Here is a 16,703-nt window from a genome sequence, read left to right on the forward strand (position 1 = left end):
GCACTGCCCAGGTCCAAAATGGCAAGTAAAATAGCCCTAATGGGATAGGCTCTAATTTACCCAGTGTTTTCAAATTACATTACCGTTAAATAATTAAGGCTCCGCTGCAGCCCTACAGATCCATTGATATAAGGATATAAAATATGAATAGATGCTATAGCATTGTCTGGAGTACTGCGAGGAATATGTATATAGTCGCGTCCGAGTTCTCGCAAGGACATCGCCGGGCATGTACCATCGCTACCGGGATCTTGTTATCCAGCGTTGGGTTATCTGCTGATGGAGCTTATGCCGATGAGTTGATACCGCTTAGCGGCGCAACAATAATAATCAATAACGGTGACTCCGTTACTTCAACTACAGGCGGCACGGCGATTGATAGTACAGTCACTGGCGGCGAAGGGGTACAAATTGAGGGAAAAGCCACACTTGCCGTTTCCGGCGATAGCGGCTCTATCGGTATAAAACTCGACAACGGCGCGCAAAATAATTTAGGTAACGGAACTCAAATTAATATTACGGACACTGGCGCTGCGACAACGGCTTCCAGTTACGGTATTTATATTAATAATACGCATCCCGGCACTAACATTAATGCAGATAATCTCTTAATAGATGTTGTAAGTGAAAATAGCGCTTATGGGATCAACAGTAAGAGTAAGAATACTATTCTGGATTTAGGTCAGGGCAGCGCTATTAGCGTTGAGTCCGGTACAAGCAACGCGACGGGTGTTTATGTTAATGGCGACGGCACTACACTCACCATGAATAATGGTCTCATTAAGGCCACTGCCAATACCACTGGAAAAGCCTTTGGGATTGATACCTCCTGGGCAGACAGTACTACACTCAATCTTGGCGATAGTACCCATATTGAATTGAACGGCGGCACCGGCGGAGGCAGCGCGCTTAATCTCGGAAGTAACACGACGCTAACGGCGAATGGCCTGGTGATTGATTTTACGGCAACCTCAGATATATCAATGTACGGCATTCAGACACGCCAGGGCAGCCATATTGATCTTGGTGAAGGCAGCAGCATTACTCTCTCCTCCGCTGGCGGAACAGTTTATGGCCTGGCATCGGGAACGGGAAGCGAGCTAACGGCCGATGATCTGGACATTAGCCTCATCACGGCCTCGACGGAAACCGCCTCCGGGCGCGGTGCTGACGTCAATGGCAGCGTCGACTTCGGCAGCGGCTCAACCATTACTGTGCATGGTTTTTCCGAAGGGTACGGCATCAGCGTTAACGACTATAAAGCTAAGTCAAAAGCAGCCGCTACCGCGACCGTCACGGCCGATAATCTTACCGTTGACGTTACCGGCGAAGACACTGAAGGCATTCATATAGAAGGCGGCGTTGTCGATTTGGGATCGAATAGTACCGTTAGCGCAAACGGTACGGCATCGACCATAAATCTGACGGGCCGCGGATACGGCGAGCTTAACGCGGATAATCTGACAGTCACCACCTCACAAGCGACAGCAATTTCGCTTGTCAGCAACGCCAATGCCACTACCATTAATATTGGCGAAGGCAGTACCATCGACGGTCGAAATGCCTCCGGCAGCACCACTAACGGTATGGTTGCCAACACGCCTTCCAGTCCGTCTGCGACCATTAATTTTAACGGTTCTCACGAACAGCGAAATACGATATATGCGGTTAGCGGTTATGGCGCATCCGCCCAGTTCAGCGGCTCTATAATTAATATTTCCAATACCGACATCATTATGAGCGGCGACGATCCGTATGGGCTATGGGCGATAGGCGATAATGCCTTTAACAGCGCCGGCGTCATTAACGCTAACAACGTCACCATCGACATGATCGCAGCTAACGGCACCGGCGCAGGCATCGTGGTACAACAAGGGGGCATCGTCAATTTGAACGGCGATACCACTATTAAAACAGCAGATGACTGCATCGCTATCTGGGTGCCAAAAGTCTCGTCTGGGGGGTATATCCTGCCAGGCGGAACGGTTAACGGCACCGGCAAAATGATGATTACCGGCGACATAGTCAACAGCGGCTGGGGCTATATCAACCTGGCGATGGCGGCTGGTTCCTTGTTTGAAGGCGCGACCTCCGTCAATGACGGATTTAATGCACAAGGTATTGATTCAGTTATTAATATCTCGCTTGCTGACCAGAGTAAATGGCTGATCGCTGACGATTCGACCCTGACAACGCTGGAGAATGCAGGCACCGTCGAACTCGCGGCAGACAGCGCGACTGACACCTACAGCACATTAGATGCCGACGAATTAACGTTACAGGCAAGCAGCAAGCTGAATATCGATCTCAGTGCCGCCAGTCTGGCCAGCGATGCAAACGCCCCGCTGATTACCGGCAATCAGGTGGCTTTAGGCGGCGATTTGCACATTACCAATACGGGCGATGCGCTGGATCTGAAAACGCTCACCTCCGACGATCAGCTCTCTGAGCTTGCCACGGTAACGCTCATTGACGCAGAAACCGCTATCACAGGTAATTTTGACACTATCTCTACCAACACCAACACCATGCCTGATTATATATCGGTTTCCGGGCAGGTTAACGCTAGCGACAATACACAGTATCAACTGGGCTTTGGGTTAAGCTGGTATGCGGGGAGTTCGACATCGCGCTTTACCCCGGCCCACGGTACCTTTACCCTTGATGAAGGCCAAAGTTTTACCGTTAGTCGTATACTGGAGGATGTTGCGCCGGAGGAGGCAACAGTATGGAATGGCAGAGCGCTTACGAAAGAGGGCGACGGCACGCTGATTCTTACCGCAGATAACACTTACAGCGGCGGAACCATCATCAATGCCGGCACGCTTATGGCCACCAATGCCGGGGCTTTAGGAACCGGTAATGTGGATAACGCCGGGACACTAATACTGGATGCCCAGGCTGAATTTATGTTGGCGGATGTGACCACCCGCGATAACGCTATTACCTCGATAACGGCCGGGACAACGTTGAAAGCTGACTCATTAACTCAGGATGATGGCAGTTCGCTGAATATTGCGCTCGACAGCACATCGACCAGTCCGATTATTACCGCAGGTAACGTCAATCTGGACGGGAATCTTAATATCACCGGTTTCAATAGCATCGAAGATGATCTCGGCCAGTCGCCCTATAGCTTTACATTAATTGACGCCGATAACGCGATTAACGGTAATTTCGATACTTTGACGGTAGCCGGAATGAGCGCCGACCGCGTTGATTTTATTACCGTTAGCGGACGTATTAGCGCAACTGATAATACTCAATATGATCTGACAGCAGCACTCAGTTGGTACGCCGGAAGTTATCCATCGATCACACCAGCGCACGGTACATTCACCCTATCCGAGGCCGATCAAAACTTTACTCTCGACGCAGCACTGGTAGACGTCGCGCCGGAAATATCCACCAACTGGGATGGTAACAGTCTGACGAAAAAAGGCGCTGGAGCGCTCACCCTTACGGCCAATAATACCTACAGTGGAGCCACCGATATTGAGGAAGGTACGCTGTGGCTGACCAACACGGGAGTCATTGGCACAACGGATAGCCTGCAGGCCGTTAACGTGGCATCTGGCGCAATGCTAGGCGGAGATGGAACAATCAACGGCAACATTAGCAATGATGGAACGCTAAGTTTCGGCGATACCGCAGCGACAAACAGCGATTTTACCATTAACGGCAACCTGACAAATCCAGGGGCAATTACCAGCAGCGGCACCACACCGGGCAATAGCCTGATCATTAACGGTGATTATACTGGTTATGATGGCAAAATAACGCTTAACACCTATTTGGGTGATGATAGCTCGCCAACCGATCAAATCATCGTTTCGGGTGATGTCAACGGCAGCACAACGTTGTATATCAATCAGGCTGGCGGCGAGGGGGCATTAACCGACCAGGGAATAGAAGTGGTAGATGTCGGCGGAATGTCATCAGACGATGCTTTTACGCTTGGAAACCAGGTGCAAATCAGCTTATATGAATATCGACTGTACGAAGATAATGAAAGCTGGTATTTGCGTTCTCAGAGCGATACGCCTGACGATGGCGGCGACGTAACCCCTGTTAACCCTGACGACGGCGACATAACGCCATCAAATCCGCAGTACCGCGCGGATATCGGCGCTTATTTAGGCAATCAATGGTTGGCACGTAACCTGCAGATGCAAACGCTGTACGATCGCGAAGATAGTCAATACCGTTCGGCGGAAGGCAACATCTGGGCTCGTTTTAAAGGCGGAAATACGGATACTTCCGCCGTGAGCGGTAAAGTGGATATTGACAGCGATTATGTCCTGTTCCAGCTCGGCGGCGATATTGCCGCATGGAGTGATGGTCAGCAAAATCTTACACTTGGCGTGATGGGTAGTTATATCGATGGAAGCACTGACAGCATAGGGAATCGTGGCGCGGATGGTAGCCAATTTACCGCTTCCGGAGATATCAACGGTTATAATCTCGGTCTCTACGCCACCTGGTTTGCCGATGCCGAACACCACCAGGGCTGGTATGTAGATAGCTGGTATCAGTACGGCTTTTACGACAACACGGTGGATAACGGCGCGGTAGGATCAACGCAATATGACTCATCCGCTAACGCGCTTTCTTTGGAAAGCGGCTATCGCTATGACATTACTGCTGCTAACGGAAATACAATCAGCCTGACGCCGCAAGCTCAAATGGTCTGGCAAAACTATAAAGCCGATCGAGTGCAGGCCAACGGTACGCGTATTGACGGACAAAATAGCGACAGTTGGACCTCGCGTCTGGGCCTGCGCGTGGACAGTAAAATCGCAACACCAGAAAGCGTTATCCAGCCGTTTGCAGAAATAAACTGGCTGCATACGACGGATGATCTGTCCGTATCATTTGATGGCGCGCAAGTGCAACAGGACCTCCCGGCAAATCGAGCCGAGCTAAAATTAGGCCTCCAGGCGGTTCTTTCTCGTCAATGGAGTATTAGCGCGCAGGCTACGGGGCAGAAAGGCGATCACGACTATCGCGATCTGAATGGCAGCCTCAATCTGCGCTATAGCTGGTAATCACCACGTCAGCGCGCCATCACAGGCGCGCTGAATGATTATCCCATTATCGCCGTTCCCAGGCGACAGGTGCAGCAGCGCCTCCCCTGCTCGTCAAAGAGCGTAATTTCCCAGCTTTGATTCTGCCGCCCCAGATGCAGCGGCAGGCAAACGCCGCGTACTTTCCCCTGCGAGACGGCGCGGTGGTGAGTGGCGTTTAACTCGGTCCCGACCACGCACTGCCCGTCTCGGGTCATCAGATAACCCGCCATTGATCCTAACGTCTCCGCCAGCGCTGCCGATGCGCCGCCGTGTAGCAGACCAAACGGTTGATGAGTGCGGGCATCGACGGGCATTTCCGCCTCCAGCACTTCATCGCCCAGACGGGTGTAAACAATGCCCAGATGCGCCACCAGCGTGTTCTGACTGGTAGCGTTCAATTCATCCAGCGTTAAATGCCGTTTCCAGATCATCGTCAGGCTCCCAATGTTGAACCACCGTCCACCACGATATCCTGCAAGGTAATGTGGCTGGCCAGATCGGAGGCAAGAAACAAAATAGTATTGGCTATCTCCTGCGGACGGGCGATTTTACCGAGCGGTATGCCGAGCTTAAACTGTTCGCCAAAGCCGCGAATACGCTGTTGTTCGGCATCTTCACTCACCCATAACGTGCGCTGCATATCGGTGTCGGTCGAGCCGGGTGACACCACATTACAGCGCACCCCACAGCCCGCCAGCTCCAGCCCTACGGTTAGCGCCAGGCTTTTCAGCGCCGCTTTAGAGGCGCCGTAGGCGCTCATACCAATGCGCGGCGTATGCGCCGCATCTGAGGCTACGGTGACAATCGCCCCTCCCTGCTGACGGCGAAACTGCGCCATCGTCTGCGAAAACAGGTTAAATGCCCCGCCCACATTGACCGCAAACGTCTGCTGCCAGTCGTCGACGCTAAGCGCATCGGTCGCTCCCATACGCAAAATACCGGCGGCGTTGACCAGCACATCCAGCCGCGGCGTTTTTTGCAACACACGCTGGCACACCTGCGCAACCTGTGCCGCATCCGCCACATCCATGACTTCGGTAGTAAAGGGATAATTCTCTTGCGTAAATTCGCGATCGAAGCCGATCACCCGCGCCCCGGCGTCGACAAACGCCAGCGCCGTCGCGTAACCGATCCCTTTCCCCGCCCCGGTCACCCATACCGTTTTGTCTGAAAAATCAAAGCCGGTCATGACTCTACCCCGCGAGAAAGCAGCGCCCACCAGGCGTCAATGGTCGGATTTTTCGCCAGCATCACAAAGTCGATATCGCCGTGTACTTTACGCCAGCGCGCCGCCAGCCCCATCATGCGTACTGAATCCAGGCCATAATCAATCAGGTTTTCATCATCCAGCGGCTCGTCGGTCTCATCCAGCAACGGCAGAATCACCGCCCGCAGCGCCGCTTTACTGGCAGGAACCGGCGTCGGCAGCAGCGATTCGGTCATGACGACGCGACCTGAACGCCCCGCCACATAGTTCAGCGCCATCAGATGCTCTTCCCGGCTGAAATCCGCCAGCGCATCCGCCACCATAAACGGCTTAATGTCGCGCATAAACGCATCGGTAGCGGTGGTCATACAGCCAATATGCGCATACACGCCGGTAATGATGAGCTGATTGCGTCCGGTATCTTTTAACATCTGTTCCAGCGGCGAGCGGTGAAACGCGCTATAACGCCACTTCACCAGCACCGTATCCGCCTCATCCGGCGTTAAGGCTTCTACCACCTTCTGCTGTTCCGGAGAGCGCGTCAGTCCCGGTCCCCACATATCATTGAGTAACGCGCGATCTTCATCGCTTTGCTCTTTCGGCTGAGCGGTGTAATAGACCGGGATACGATGTTCCTTACAGTACTGGCGCAGAGCGGCGATATTGGCAATCACCTGGTCCATCATTGGGCAGTTGCGGCCCCAAAAGCTGACAAAGTAATCCTGCATATCGTGGATGAGCAGCGCAGCGCGCTCCGGCTCAAATGCCCAGTTCACTTTGTTGGTCGGGATATCCAGTGCGGTGGGCAGCGCGTAAGACTGTAGTTTCGGAATGGCCATCTCTCTTTCTCCTTCAGAGCGGTGAACGTGACGCCAACCGCTGGCGTAATTGTTTTTTATCGACTTTACCAACCGGCGTCAGCGGCAGTGACGCAACGCACTCCACGCGATCCGGTAATTTAAATTCCGCCACGCCCTGCTCTCGCAGGAAACGGCGTACCTGTACCGCTCGCAGCGGCTCTTTTACCACCAGATATGCGCAACTTTTTTCCCCCAGCAGTTCATCTTCCATGCTGACCAGCGCCGCATGGATCACCGCCGGGTGGCGCAGTAACAGGTTTTCTATCTCTTCGGCGGCTATCTTCTCGCCGCCCCGATTGATCTGATCTTTTTCACGCCCGTGAACGGTGATGTAGCCGTCTTGATCAATGGAGATCAGATCGCCGGAGCAGTAAAAACCGTTGGCGTCAAAGGCGCTGGCATTGTGTTGCGGACTGTTGAAATAGCCGCGAAAAGTATAGGGGCCGCGTGTCATCAGACGACCAATCTCGCCCGGCGGCAGTGGATTCCCGTCGGCATCCGCCACCCACACTTCGTCGTCCGGACACATGGGTCTTCCCTGGGTATTGATAATCCGTTCCGGGCTATCGTCCAGCCGGGTATAGTTCACTAACCCTTCCGCCATGCCGAAGACCTGCTGCAACTGACAGCCAATTTCAGCCGGAATACGGGCAGCCAGCGTCGCAGAAAGCCGCGCGCCGCCAACCTGCAATAACCTTAATGACGCCAGCGGCGCATTGCCGCCCCACTCCTGGATAGCCTGTAGCCATAGACTGACCGCGGGCGGCACCAGCGCCGTGGCATTAATCTGGTGTTTTTCGATCAGCGGGAAACAGAGCGTGGCGCTGGGATCGGTCGCCAGCACTACCGTTCCTTTGGCGAGAAAGACGCCCAGCGCGCCCGGCGAACTCATGGCGTAGTTATGCGCAGCGGGAATCGCGCACAGAAAACGCGTCTCCTCGTTGAAACCGCAAATCTCATTGCTGCGGCGCACGCTGTAGTAATAGTCGTTATGGGTACGGGGAATAAGCTTTGGCGTGCCGGTAGTACCGCCGGAAAGCTGAAAGTAGGCCACTTCGTCAGCAGGTGATGGCGTGGCGGTGAAATCTTCCGCCGCCTGCCGCATCGCCGCGTCCAGGCTGTGATCGCCATCGTCGTTACGCAATAACACCACCCGCACAGAGCGGTGTTCAGCCACAAACGTGTTGAGAAAGTCCTCCCCGGCGAACAGCGTATGTTGGCGATCGGCAATCACCAGCGTCGGCGCGATCTGCATCGCATAGGCGTTAAGTTCGGTACGTTGATGGCTAAACAGCGCCAGAACGGGCGCTACGCCAAGCTTCAACAGGGCGAAAAAGGTGATATACAGTTCCGGAACATTCCCCAGTTGCACCAGAGCGGTTTCGCCAGGTTTGATGCCCTGACGGCGTAAATAGCAGGCCAGATTATCCACGGCCTGGTTGAGCTGGCGATAGCTGAATGCGCGCTCGCCTTCAATGACCGCCGTCTTATCGCTGTCAGCGTGGCGGGTCAGAATATCGGTCAACGGCACGTCTTGCCAGTAGCCTTTTTCACGATAACGGCGGGCAAATTCATCCGGCCAACGGGTGAAAGGTATACGCATCATCGTTCCTTAATGCAGTCCAAAAACGTTCAACATCGTAGAGAGCTTGACGCCGGTTTCCCGCCACTCGCCGACTGGCGAAGAGGCAGGGACAATCCCGGCGCCGGCGAACAGGCGCACCTGATTACCGTGCAATTTCGCACAACGAATCGTCACTACCCACTCGCCGTTTCCTTCGGCATCGCACCAGCCGACAATGCCGCCAAACAGTTCACGATCGAACGGTTCCAGTTCAGCAATCAGCTTTTTCGCGACCTGATGGGGGAAACCGCTTAACGCAGGCGTTGGATGCAGCAGACAGGCCAGCGTCAGCGCGTTTTCTCCGGCGTTGGCCTTGCCCTCAAACGGCGTACCGAGATGCCATAGCGTCGGCGTGGTGATCAACTGCGGAGAGGAAGGTAATTGCAGTTCCGTGCTGCGATCGCGCAGGATCTGCTTCATCGCCTGCGTCACCAGCTCATGTTCATGGCGATCTTTTTGTGAAGCCAGCAGTCGGTTTCCCGCCTCGCGATCCAGAACGTCATCCGGCTGTCGGCGTGCCGAGCCTGCTAACGGCAGCGAACTAAACCGCTCGCCCTCCTTGCGTAGCAGCAATTCGGGGCTGGCGCCCAGCAGAACGCCGCCATCCGCCAGTGGCACATGGAAGTTGTAACTAACTGGATTCTGCGCAACCAGCCGCTCCAGCAATGCTCCGCTATCCACCGCCACATCAGTGGTGATATCTATTAGCCGGGAAAGCACCACTTTATCGACGTCTGGCGTGGCGGTCAGCATAGCCGCGCGTGCGACCATCGCTTCAAAAGCATCCTGCTCCGGAATCGCCTTTCGCGCCGTCACCGTCAGCGGCTGATGGTCAGTAAAATAACGCGCCGTGCGCTGCTTTTGCTGGCGGGAAAAGGACTGCCACGCCATCGGGATAAATAGCGACGACGGCTGACGGGTATCAAAGGGGATCGCCCCCACCAGGATAGGATTGGCGATGCCCTGCGATTTGGCCTCGGCAAACTGCTGGCGCAATTTCTGCTGGAAAGGGCTATCCGGCGAATCTCCGGCAACCGCAGGCTCGGTATAACGGGCGAAGCACCCGGAAGTGGTAAAACTGCGATACGGCGACATGAAGAAAAAGCGATCGGGAGCAAGCGTTGCCATTGTCTCCTGAGCGTCCTCAGCCAGTGACATATCCATATCATCCTCCAATGATAAAGGCTTATATACACTTCATCTTTCAAGCTGCCTCTTTGTTGGCTGCGCTCAGAAACCCCGGTCACACAGTTGTCTATGCCCGCGGGGATTTCTTCATTTGCCGTCGCGATGCTTTTTGAATGATTTTGTGTATAATAATGATTATTATTTCTATTTTTAGTGCGCTAACCTAAGAGTAAAACGTCGCTCTGTCAACTCTGGTCATGAGTTAAATGGCACTAAGGCTTGCATCTCGCTGTCGCTGACATGAAAATGAGAAGCATTAACTTTATTAATAACAGGACGCTATTGTGAGACTCCCCGCCTTTTATCGTTGGCTGCTTTTAGTGGTTGGTTTATCAGTTTCAGGAATATCCTTAGCCCAGGACGCCGGTTGGCCCCGGCAAATCCAGGACAGCCGCGGCGTTCATACTCTGGACCACAAACCCGCGCGTATCGTCTCTACCAGCGTGACGTTAACAGGCTCGCTGCTGGCGATTGATGCGCCCGTCGTCGCCAGCGGAGCCACTACGCCGAATAACCGCTTTGCCGACGATCAAGGGTTCATGCGCCAGTGGAGCGACGTAGCAAAGGCTCGCCATGTCGCCCGGCTGTATATCGGCGAACCGAATGCCGAAACGGTCGCCGCGCAAATGCCGGATCTCATTTTGATTAGCGCCACCGGCGGCGACTCCGCGCTGGCGCTTTACGATCAGCTCTCCGCTATCGCGCCGACGCTCGTCATCAATTATGACGATAAAAGCTGGCAGAGTTTGCTCACGCAGCTTGGCGAGATCACCGGCCACGAGAAACAGGCCGCCGCGCGAATAGCGGAATTTGAGGCGCAACTGACGACGGTTAAACAGCGAATCGCCCTGCCGCCGCAACCGGTTAGCGCGCTGGTGTATACCCCTGCCGCGCATAGCGCCAATCTGTGGACGCCAGAATCAGCACAAGGCAAGCTATTGACGCAGTTAGGCTTTACGCTGGCGACATTGCCCCGAGGGCTGCAAACCAGCAAAAGCCAGGGTAAGCGCCACGATATCATTCAGCTTGGCGGTGAAAATCTGGCCGCCGGGTTAAACGGCGAATCTCTTTTCCTGTTTGCCGGCGACAACAACGATGTCGCGGCCCTTTACGCCAATCCGCTGCTGGCGCACCTGCCAGCGGTGCAAAATAAGCGCGTCTATGCCCTGGGTACGGAGACGTTCCGTCTGGATTATTACAGCGCAACGTTGCTGCTTAACCGGCTGGCCACCCTGTTTTAACCTTATCGGAGTCTTATCCGACTGTTTTGTCAGTCGGATAAACGCGTCTTCATCAGCCAGCATCGCTAACCGGCGGCGTCTGGCGAAAACGACGTAGCTCGCCCAGCACTAACAGCAGCAGCAAACCAATAATTACCAGCCCGAATCCACTCACGCTCGCGGAAGCGACCGGCGTCATCATTGCGCCAAGACCGCCTAACAGCGCCGCGCCGATAGCGTCTCCCGTGACGTTTTGCGCGGTCCACAGGCCGTTCATTCGCCCCAGCATATTTTCCGGCGTCTGGGTTTGCAGCAGGGTATATTGTAATAACGAACTGATGGCGCTAAGCCAGCCAAACAGCGCCAGACAGATAACACCTGCGATCCAGACCGGCATGATGGCGAACAGCCCCACCGCCAGAAAAGAACCGACTGTCGAAACCAGCATAATGCGCCCCGGACGAACGCTATGCGCCAGTTGTCCGCTGGTCAGCGCGCCAATGGCCGCCCCCAGCGGAATTGCCGCATACAGCAAACCGATTTGCGCCGCCGACATCTGCCAGCTCATCGCCAGCGCCGGATAGAGGACGCGTACCGCGCTTGCCATCGTCACCAGAGCGCCAAGCAGCGCAATACCGCCGATAAGCGGACTGGCGAGCAAAAAACGAAATGCCGCCAGTAACGCGATAAATGGATTTTCCCGCGGCTGCGGAGGGACAGGCAGTCGCGGCAGCGTCAGTAACGGCAATAGCGTAATAAACGTCCCGGCGGCCGCCAGCCCATAGTTCCAGGCTACGCCGCCGCTGGCAAGCAATATGCCCCCCAACATCGGGGAAATAACCGATCCCAGACGTACCGTCAGCATGGTAATCGCGCCGGCCTGCATCAGATTTTCTCTTCCGACCAGCGCTGGTGTCGCCGCCAGTAACGCGGTCACGCCCAGAGACGCGAAAAAGCCGTCCCACAGGCCAAGGAGATATATCGCCAGCAATGATGGTTCCGGCAGCAGCGCGTTCACGCACAGGCCAATAAAGCCAATACCGCAAGTACCGCGCGCCAGCAGAATCACCTTTTTACGTTCGTAGCGATCGGCCAGCACACCGCCCACCATTAAGCCAATAAACATGGCGCCGCCGGTTAACGTTACCGACAGCCCCACCTGCCAGGTGGAGTGCGTCATCATTTGGATCTGTACCGGAACCGCCACGCCAAGCAGCCCCAGCGAGACAATAGAGATAAAACGGGCCAGAAATACTGCGCGAAATGCAGGGTGCGTCTTCAACAGGCTGAGATTGAGCAGCCAGGATTGTCGATTCATTACAACGCCTTAATGCGAGTTTTTTTAAATATCCATTCAATGGCTGCACATGCTAACATAACCAAATAAGATAGATAACGATAATTACTATCATTATCAGGGAAGTTACTATGTCATGCTCGTTTTCCGTGACGCGCGCGTTTGCCGTGCCCGGATTGTTGTTATTACTGAGTCTCGCCGCGGTTTTAAGCCTGGTCATTGGCGCGAAACCGCTGCCCGCCGCCGTCGTGCTGGAGGCGTTCACCGGCGTGTGCCAAAGTGCCGATTGCACCATCGTCCTGGATGCGCGTTTGCCGCGTACGCTGGCCGGATTACTGGCAGGCGGCGCGTTGGGTCTCGCCGGGGCGCTCATGCAAACACTCACTCGCAACCCGCTCGCCGACCCGGGGATTCTGGGCGTTAACAACGGCGCCAGCTTCGCCATTGTACTGGGCGCGGCGCTGTTTGGTTTCTCCACGCCGCTGGAACAGCTTTTCATGGCATTTAGCGGCGCGCTTATCGCATCGCTGATTGTCGCCTTCACCGGTAGTCAGGGCGGCGGCCAGTTAAGCCCGGTCCGCCTGACACTGGCGGGCGTGGCGCTTGGCGCGGTACTGGAAGGACTGACCAGCGGCATCGCGCTGTTAAATCCAGAGGTCTATGACCAGCTTCGCTTCTGGCAGGCGGGATCGCTGGACATTCGCAGCCTGCAAACGTTGAAAGTCGCGCTTGCGCCCGTGGTTATCGCTGGGATCGTGGCGCTATTTCTGAGCCGTGCGCTGAACAGCCTGAGCCTCGGCAGCGATACCGCGACGGCGCTGGGGAGTAAAGTGGCGCGCACCCAACTTATCGGTTTACTGGCGATTACCGTCTTGTGCGGCAGCGCAACGGCGCTGGTCGGCCCTATCGCCTTTATTGGTCTGATGATGCCGCATATGGCGCGTTGGCTGGTGGGCGCAGACCACCGCTGGTCGCTGCCAGTGACGCTACTGGCAACCCCTGCTCTGCTGCTTTTTGCCGATATTATTGGTCGTCTGTTGGTGCCGGGCGAACTCCGCGTATCGGTCGTCAGTGCGTTTATCGGCGCGCCGGTACTTATCTTTCTGGTACGCCGTAAATCGAACGGAGGCGGCCTGTGATGTTTCTTTCTCGTCGGCTTATCGTAAGTTGCCTGCTTCTGGCGGCTGGCTGCTTCGCCATTGGCTTATGGAGCCTGCAAAGCGGCGCCGTGCCTCTTGAGACCGGGCAGATTATTGCCGCGCTGCTGGGCGACGCGCCGCGTAACATCACCCTTGTCGTAACCGAATGGCGACTACCGCGCGTATTAATGGCGCTGCTGATTGGCGCTGCGCTTGGCGTCAGTGGCGCGATTTTTCAGTCGTTGATGCGTAACCCGCTAGGCAGCCCTGATGTGATGGGCTTTAATACTGGCGCCTGGAGCGGCGTACTGGTCGCAATGGTCCTGTTTGGCCAGCATCTTACCGCGATCGCGCTGGCGGCAATGGCGGGTGGTATCGTCACGTCATTGATTGTCTGGCTGCTCGCCTGGCGTAACGGGATAGAAACTTTCCGGCTGATTATTATCGGTATCGGCATCCGTGCGATGTTAGTCGCCTTTAATACCTGGCTTCTGTTGCAGGCATCGCTGGAAACGGCGCTCACCGCCGGCTTATGGAACGCCGGGTCGCTCAACGGTCTGACATGGGCAAAAACCTGGCCTTCGGCGCCGCTGATTATTGTGATGCTGACAGGCGCCGCGCTACTGGTGCGTCGTATGCGGCTGCTGGAGATGGGCGATGACAGCGCCTGCGCTCTGGGTGTTAGCGTGGAGCGGTCACGCCTGATGCTGATGCTGGTGGCGGTGTCGCTCACCGCTGCGGCTACGGCACTGGCTGGCCCCATCTCGTTTATTGCCCTTGTCGCGCCGCACATCGCCCGCCGTCTTAGCGGCACAGCGCGCTGGGGATTAACCCAGTCGGCGCTGTGCGGCGCGTTGTTACTACTGGCCGCCGATGCGTGCGCGCAGCAACTGTTTATGCCTTATCAGCTTCCAGTGGGCGTGGTCACCGTCAGCCTCGGCGGTATTTACCTTATCGTCTTGTTAATTCAGGAGTCCCGCAAAAAATGACCGAATCCGTAGCCCGTTTGCGCGGCGACCAGTTAACGCTGGGTTATGGCAGCTATACCGTCGCAAAAAACCTTAATGTTTCGATTCCGGACGGCCATTTTACCGCCATCATCGGCCCTAACGGCTGCGGCAAGTCAACGTTGCTACGCACGTTAAGCCGTCTGATGACACCTGTTGACGGCCATGTCTGGCTGGATGGCGAACAAATACAGCGTTACGCCAGTAAAGAGGTGGCGCGGCGCATCGGATTGCTGGCGCAAAACGCCACCACGCCGGGCGATATCACCGTACAAGAGCTGGTCGCCAGAGGGCGTTATCCGCATCAGCCGTTATTTACCCGCTGGCGCAAGGAAGATGCCGACGCCGTCGCCAGTGCCATGCGTGCAACAGGTATCACCTCTCTGGCGACGCAAAGCGTAGATACTCTGTCCGGCGGCCAACGCCAGCGGGCGTGGATAGCCATGGTGCTGGCGCAGGAAACGTCCATCATGCTGCTGGATGAGCCGACAACGTGGCTGGATATTAGCCATCAAATTGATTTGCTGGAATTGTTAAGCGATCTCAACCGCGAAAAAGGTTATACGCTCGCCGCCGTCCTGCATGACCTGAATCAGGCCTGCCGATACGCCACGCATTTGATTGCATTACGCGAAGGTAACATTGTCGCGCAGGGCGCGCCGAAAGAGATTGTTACCGCAGAGCTTATCGAAAAAATCTATGGCCTGCGCTGTATGATTATCGACGATCCGGTTGCCGGTACGCCGCTGGTGGTACCGCTGGGGCGGCGATAGTCGTTCACACAGATGACAAAGCCGGATAATCGCTATCCGGCTTTTCGGGTAAATCAGACTAACCGTTCATCTATCGCCAGCGCGTTTTCCATTTTACGCGAGACCATCGCGTGACGCAGTAATACGCCGCCGCAGGCCATCATACCGCCAATCAACGCCGCCAGGATAATAATGATCGCTTTACCTGGGCCATCTTTTTTCACTGGCAGAGACGGCGACAGTTGATATTTAAACGGGGTAAACTTCACGTCGCTCACATTCATTGCCGCCAGTTGTTCAACATGGTATTGACGGTTACGCAAATCACCGTCGATCTCGGCCATGTCCGTTACCCCTTTTTCAATTTCCAGTTTGCGGGAAATACCATCCGCGCCGAGAGAAATAGAAAAATCCGGATCATCTTTTACCGCCTGACCATTGCTGTAAACCGGTTTCTTAATACCGGCGGCGTTGGCGATTTCCAGCGAATAATGGAGACGTTGAATATTGGCATCAAGCTGGTTTTTGAGACGCACCCGATCCATCGCCAGCTTTTCCTGCTCATAGCGGGTTTTGATTTCCAACTGGTTACGAATATTTTCCAGCGTCTCCTTCACGACGATATCAGAGATGTGCTGAATATAGCCAGCCAGCACCTTTTGCGCTTCTTCCCGCGTCGGCGCGGTAAAACTCAACGTCCACGACGTGAATAACGATGTTTCATTTTTCTTGCCATCATTGCTGTCCACCGCTTTCATTTTTTCGCTCAGCGCGACAATCGCCCGGTGAAGATCCTGCTCGTCTATTTGCGCGCCTTTTAATTGTTCCATGACATACGGAGAAGAACGAAGATATTCTTCCAGCAGCGAGGGCGAGCTAAACTTTTTAATAAACAGATTAAAGACGCTGGCCCGATCAACCTTTACCTCCATATCCAACACGCGCAGCGTGGACAACGTTCTCTCCAGCCCCTGCCACTGTACCGACTCCGCCGGTGTGACAATCGCCTGGCTGGTCCATTTTTGCGGCAGCAGAAAGGACAGAAGCAACCCCACGCACGCAAAGGCGAAAACGGTAGCAAGAATACGACGTTTCGCCTGCCATAACACCTCTACAAGGCTAAACAAATCGATTTCATGACTGTTGGCGGGCGGCAGTGAGTAACCTGCAAATGACTGATTTTTTTCTTGTTTTATATTAAGAGATGACATGCCGTATGACCTAAAAACTTTATCCAATGAAAGAACACATTCCTGTCAGAGATTCTAACAGCAAGTCAGAATTATCCGAAACAATCTTTGCGCGCCAGTGCCCGAAAAGCTAAATATTCGGAATTAAAC

General features: G+C 54.8%; 12 protein-coding genes. 5 read left to right on the forward strand and 7 right to left on the reverse strand.

Going from position 1 to position 16,703, the window contains the following annotated elements; all coding sequences use genetic code 11:
- Positions 1-143 precede the first annotated feature (143 nt).
- On the forward strand, positions 144-5,048 hold the full coding sequence (locus ACLD4K_RS18260; protein WP_411012280.1) for an autotransporter outer membrane beta-barrel domain-containing protein: 4,905 nt from the start codon (positions 144-146) through the stop codon (positions 5,046-5,048).
- A gap of 38 nt (positions 5,049-5,086) precedes the next feature.
- Here the strand turns inward: ACLD4K_RS18260 and entH are convergent, their stop codons facing one another.
- Genes entH through entC form a run of 5 tightly spaced genes read right to left on the reverse strand, consistent with a single transcriptional unit; the run spans position 5,087 to position 9,924 of the window.
- A complete protein-coding gene (gene entH, locus ACLD4K_RS18265) occupies positions 5,087-5,500 on the reverse strand; it encodes a proofreading thioesterase EntH (RefSeq protein WP_411012281.1) in 414 nt (137 codons plus the stop codon).
- Positions 5,501-5,502: 2 nt separating this feature from the next.
- Positions 5,503-6,258 (reverse strand): 2,3-dihydro-2,3-dihydroxybenzoate dehydrogenase EntA, encoded by a 756-nt coding sequence (gene entA, locus ACLD4K_RS18270; protein WP_411012282.1) that lies wholly within the window; start codon positions 6,256-6,258, stop codon positions 5,503-5,505.
- The gene (locus ACLD4K_RS18275) at positions 6,255-7,115 is read right to left on the reverse strand and encodes an isochorismatase family protein (protein ID WP_411012283.1); all 861 of its coding nucleotides are present in this window, start codon (positions 7,113-7,115) and stop codon (positions 6,255-6,257) included. Before ACLD4K_RS18275 ends, entA begins: the two co-directional genes overlap by 4 nt.
- Positions 7,116-7,128: 13 nt before the next feature.
- Complete coding sequence (gene entE / locus ACLD4K_RS18280; RefSeq protein ID WP_411012294.1) at positions 7,129-8,739, reverse strand: (2,3-dihydroxybenzoyl)adenylate synthase EntE; 1,611 nt, start codon at positions 8,737-8,739, stop codon at positions 7,129-7,131.
- A 9-nt stretch (positions 8,740-8,748) separates the two neighbouring features.
- Entirely contained in the window at positions 8,749-9,924 is a 1,176-nt protein-coding gene (entC, locus tag ACLD4K_RS18285) for an isochorismate synthase EntC (RefSeq protein ID WP_000367596.1), read from the reverse strand.
- A gap of 308 nt (positions 9,925-10,232) precedes the next feature.
- Here entC and fepB point away from each other — a divergent pair, with 308 nt between their 5' ends.
- Positions 10,233-11,189, forward strand: a complete 957-nt coding sequence (gene fepB / locus ACLD4K_RS18290) for a Fe2+-enterobactin ABC transporter substrate-binding protein (protein ID WP_411012284.1) — start codon at positions 10,233-10,235, stop codon at positions 11,187-11,189.
- 52 nt (positions 11,190-11,241) lie between these two features.
- On the opposite strand, the gene entS is transcribed toward fepB, so the two are convergent.
- Positions 11,242-12,486 (reverse strand): enterobactin transporter EntS, encoded by a 1,245-nt coding sequence (gene entS, locus ACLD4K_RS18295; RefSeq protein WP_183060453.1) that lies wholly within the window; start codon positions 12,484-12,486, stop codon positions 11,242-11,244.
- 110 nt (positions 12,487-12,596) lie between these two features.
- Between entS and fepD the strand changes: the two genes are divergently transcribed.
- Genes fepD through fepC form a run of 3 tightly spaced genes read left to right on the forward strand, consistent with a single transcriptional unit; the run spans position 12,597 to position 15,384 of the window.
- Positions 12,597-13,604 carry a Fe(3+)-siderophore ABC transporter permease gene (gene fepD, locus ACLD4K_RS18300; protein ID WP_001277879.1) on the forward strand — a complete coding sequence of 336 codons (1,008 nt, stop codon included), beginning with the start codon at positions 12,597-12,599 and terminating at the stop codon, positions 13,602-13,604.
- Positions 13,604-14,593 (forward strand): iron-enterobactin ABC transporter permease, encoded by a 990-nt coding sequence (gene fepG, locus ACLD4K_RS18305; RefSeq protein WP_000480064.1) that lies wholly within the window; start codon positions 13,604-13,606, stop codon positions 14,591-14,593. Before fepD ends, fepG begins: the two co-directional genes overlap by 1 nt.
- Positions 14,590-15,384 carry an iron-enterobactin ABC transporter ATP-binding protein gene (gene fepC / locus ACLD4K_RS18310; protein WP_000140622.1) on the forward strand — a complete coding sequence of 265 codons (795 nt, stop codon included), beginning with the start codon at positions 14,590-14,592 and terminating at the stop codon, positions 15,382-15,384. Before fepG ends, fepC begins: the two co-directional genes overlap by 4 nt.
- A 53-nt stretch (positions 15,385-15,437) precedes the next feature.
- Here the strand turns inward: fepC and wzz(fepE) are convergent, their stop codons facing one another.
- A complete protein-coding gene (gene wzz(fepE) / locus ACLD4K_RS18315) occupies positions 15,438-16,574 on the reverse strand; it encodes an LPS O-antigen length regulator Wzz(fepE) (RefSeq protein WP_411012285.1) in 1,137 nt (378 codons plus the stop codon).
- Positions 16,575-16,703 lie beyond the last annotated feature (129 nt).

It is taken from the genome of Salmonella sp. 741265055_HSA, from assembly GCF_046569525.1.
GTDB classification, from domain to species: Bacteria; Pseudomonadota; Gammaproteobacteria; order Enterobacterales; family Enterobacteriaceae; genus Salmonella; species Salmonella enterica.

Bases quoted from the DNA above. Each gene is read 5' to 3' on its own strand.
- entA (WP_411012282.1), bottom strand. From the start codon at position 6,258: ATGACCGGCTTTGATTTTTCAGACAAAACGGTATGGGTGACCGGGGCG.
- ACLD4K_RS18260 (WP_411012280.1), top strand. From the start codon at position 144: ATGAATAGATGCTATAGCATTGTCTGGAGTACTGCGAGGAATATGTAT.
- entC (WP_000367596.1), bottom strand. From the start codon at position 9,924: ATGGATATGTCACTGGCTGAGGACGCTCAGGAGACAATGGCAACGCTT.
- ACLD4K_RS18275 (WP_411012283.1), bottom strand. From the start codon at position 7,115: ATGGCCATTCCGAAACTACAGTCTTACGCGCTGCCCACCGCACTGGAT.
- entE (WP_411012294.1), bottom strand. From the start codon at position 8,739: ATGCGTATACCTTTCACCCGTTGGCCGGATGAATTTGCCCGCCGTTAT.
- fepG (WP_000480064.1), top strand. From the start codon at position 13,604: ATGTTTCTTTCTCGTCGGCTTATCGTAAGTTGCCTGCTTCTGGCGGCT.
- entS (WP_183060453.1), bottom strand. From the start codon at position 12,486: ATGAATCGACAATCCTGGCTGCTCAATCTCAGCCTGTTGAAGACGCAC.
- fepC (WP_000140622.1), top strand. From the start codon at position 14,590: ATGACCGAATCCGTAGCCCGTTTGCGCGGCGACCAGTTAACGCTGGGT.
- entH (WP_411012281.1), bottom strand. From the start codon at position 5,500: ATGATCTGGAAACGGCATTTAACGCTGGATGAATTGAACGCTACCAGT.
- fepD (WP_001277879.1), top strand. From the start codon at position 12,597: ATGTCATGCTCGTTTTCCGTGACGCGCGCGTTTGCCGTGCCCGGATTG.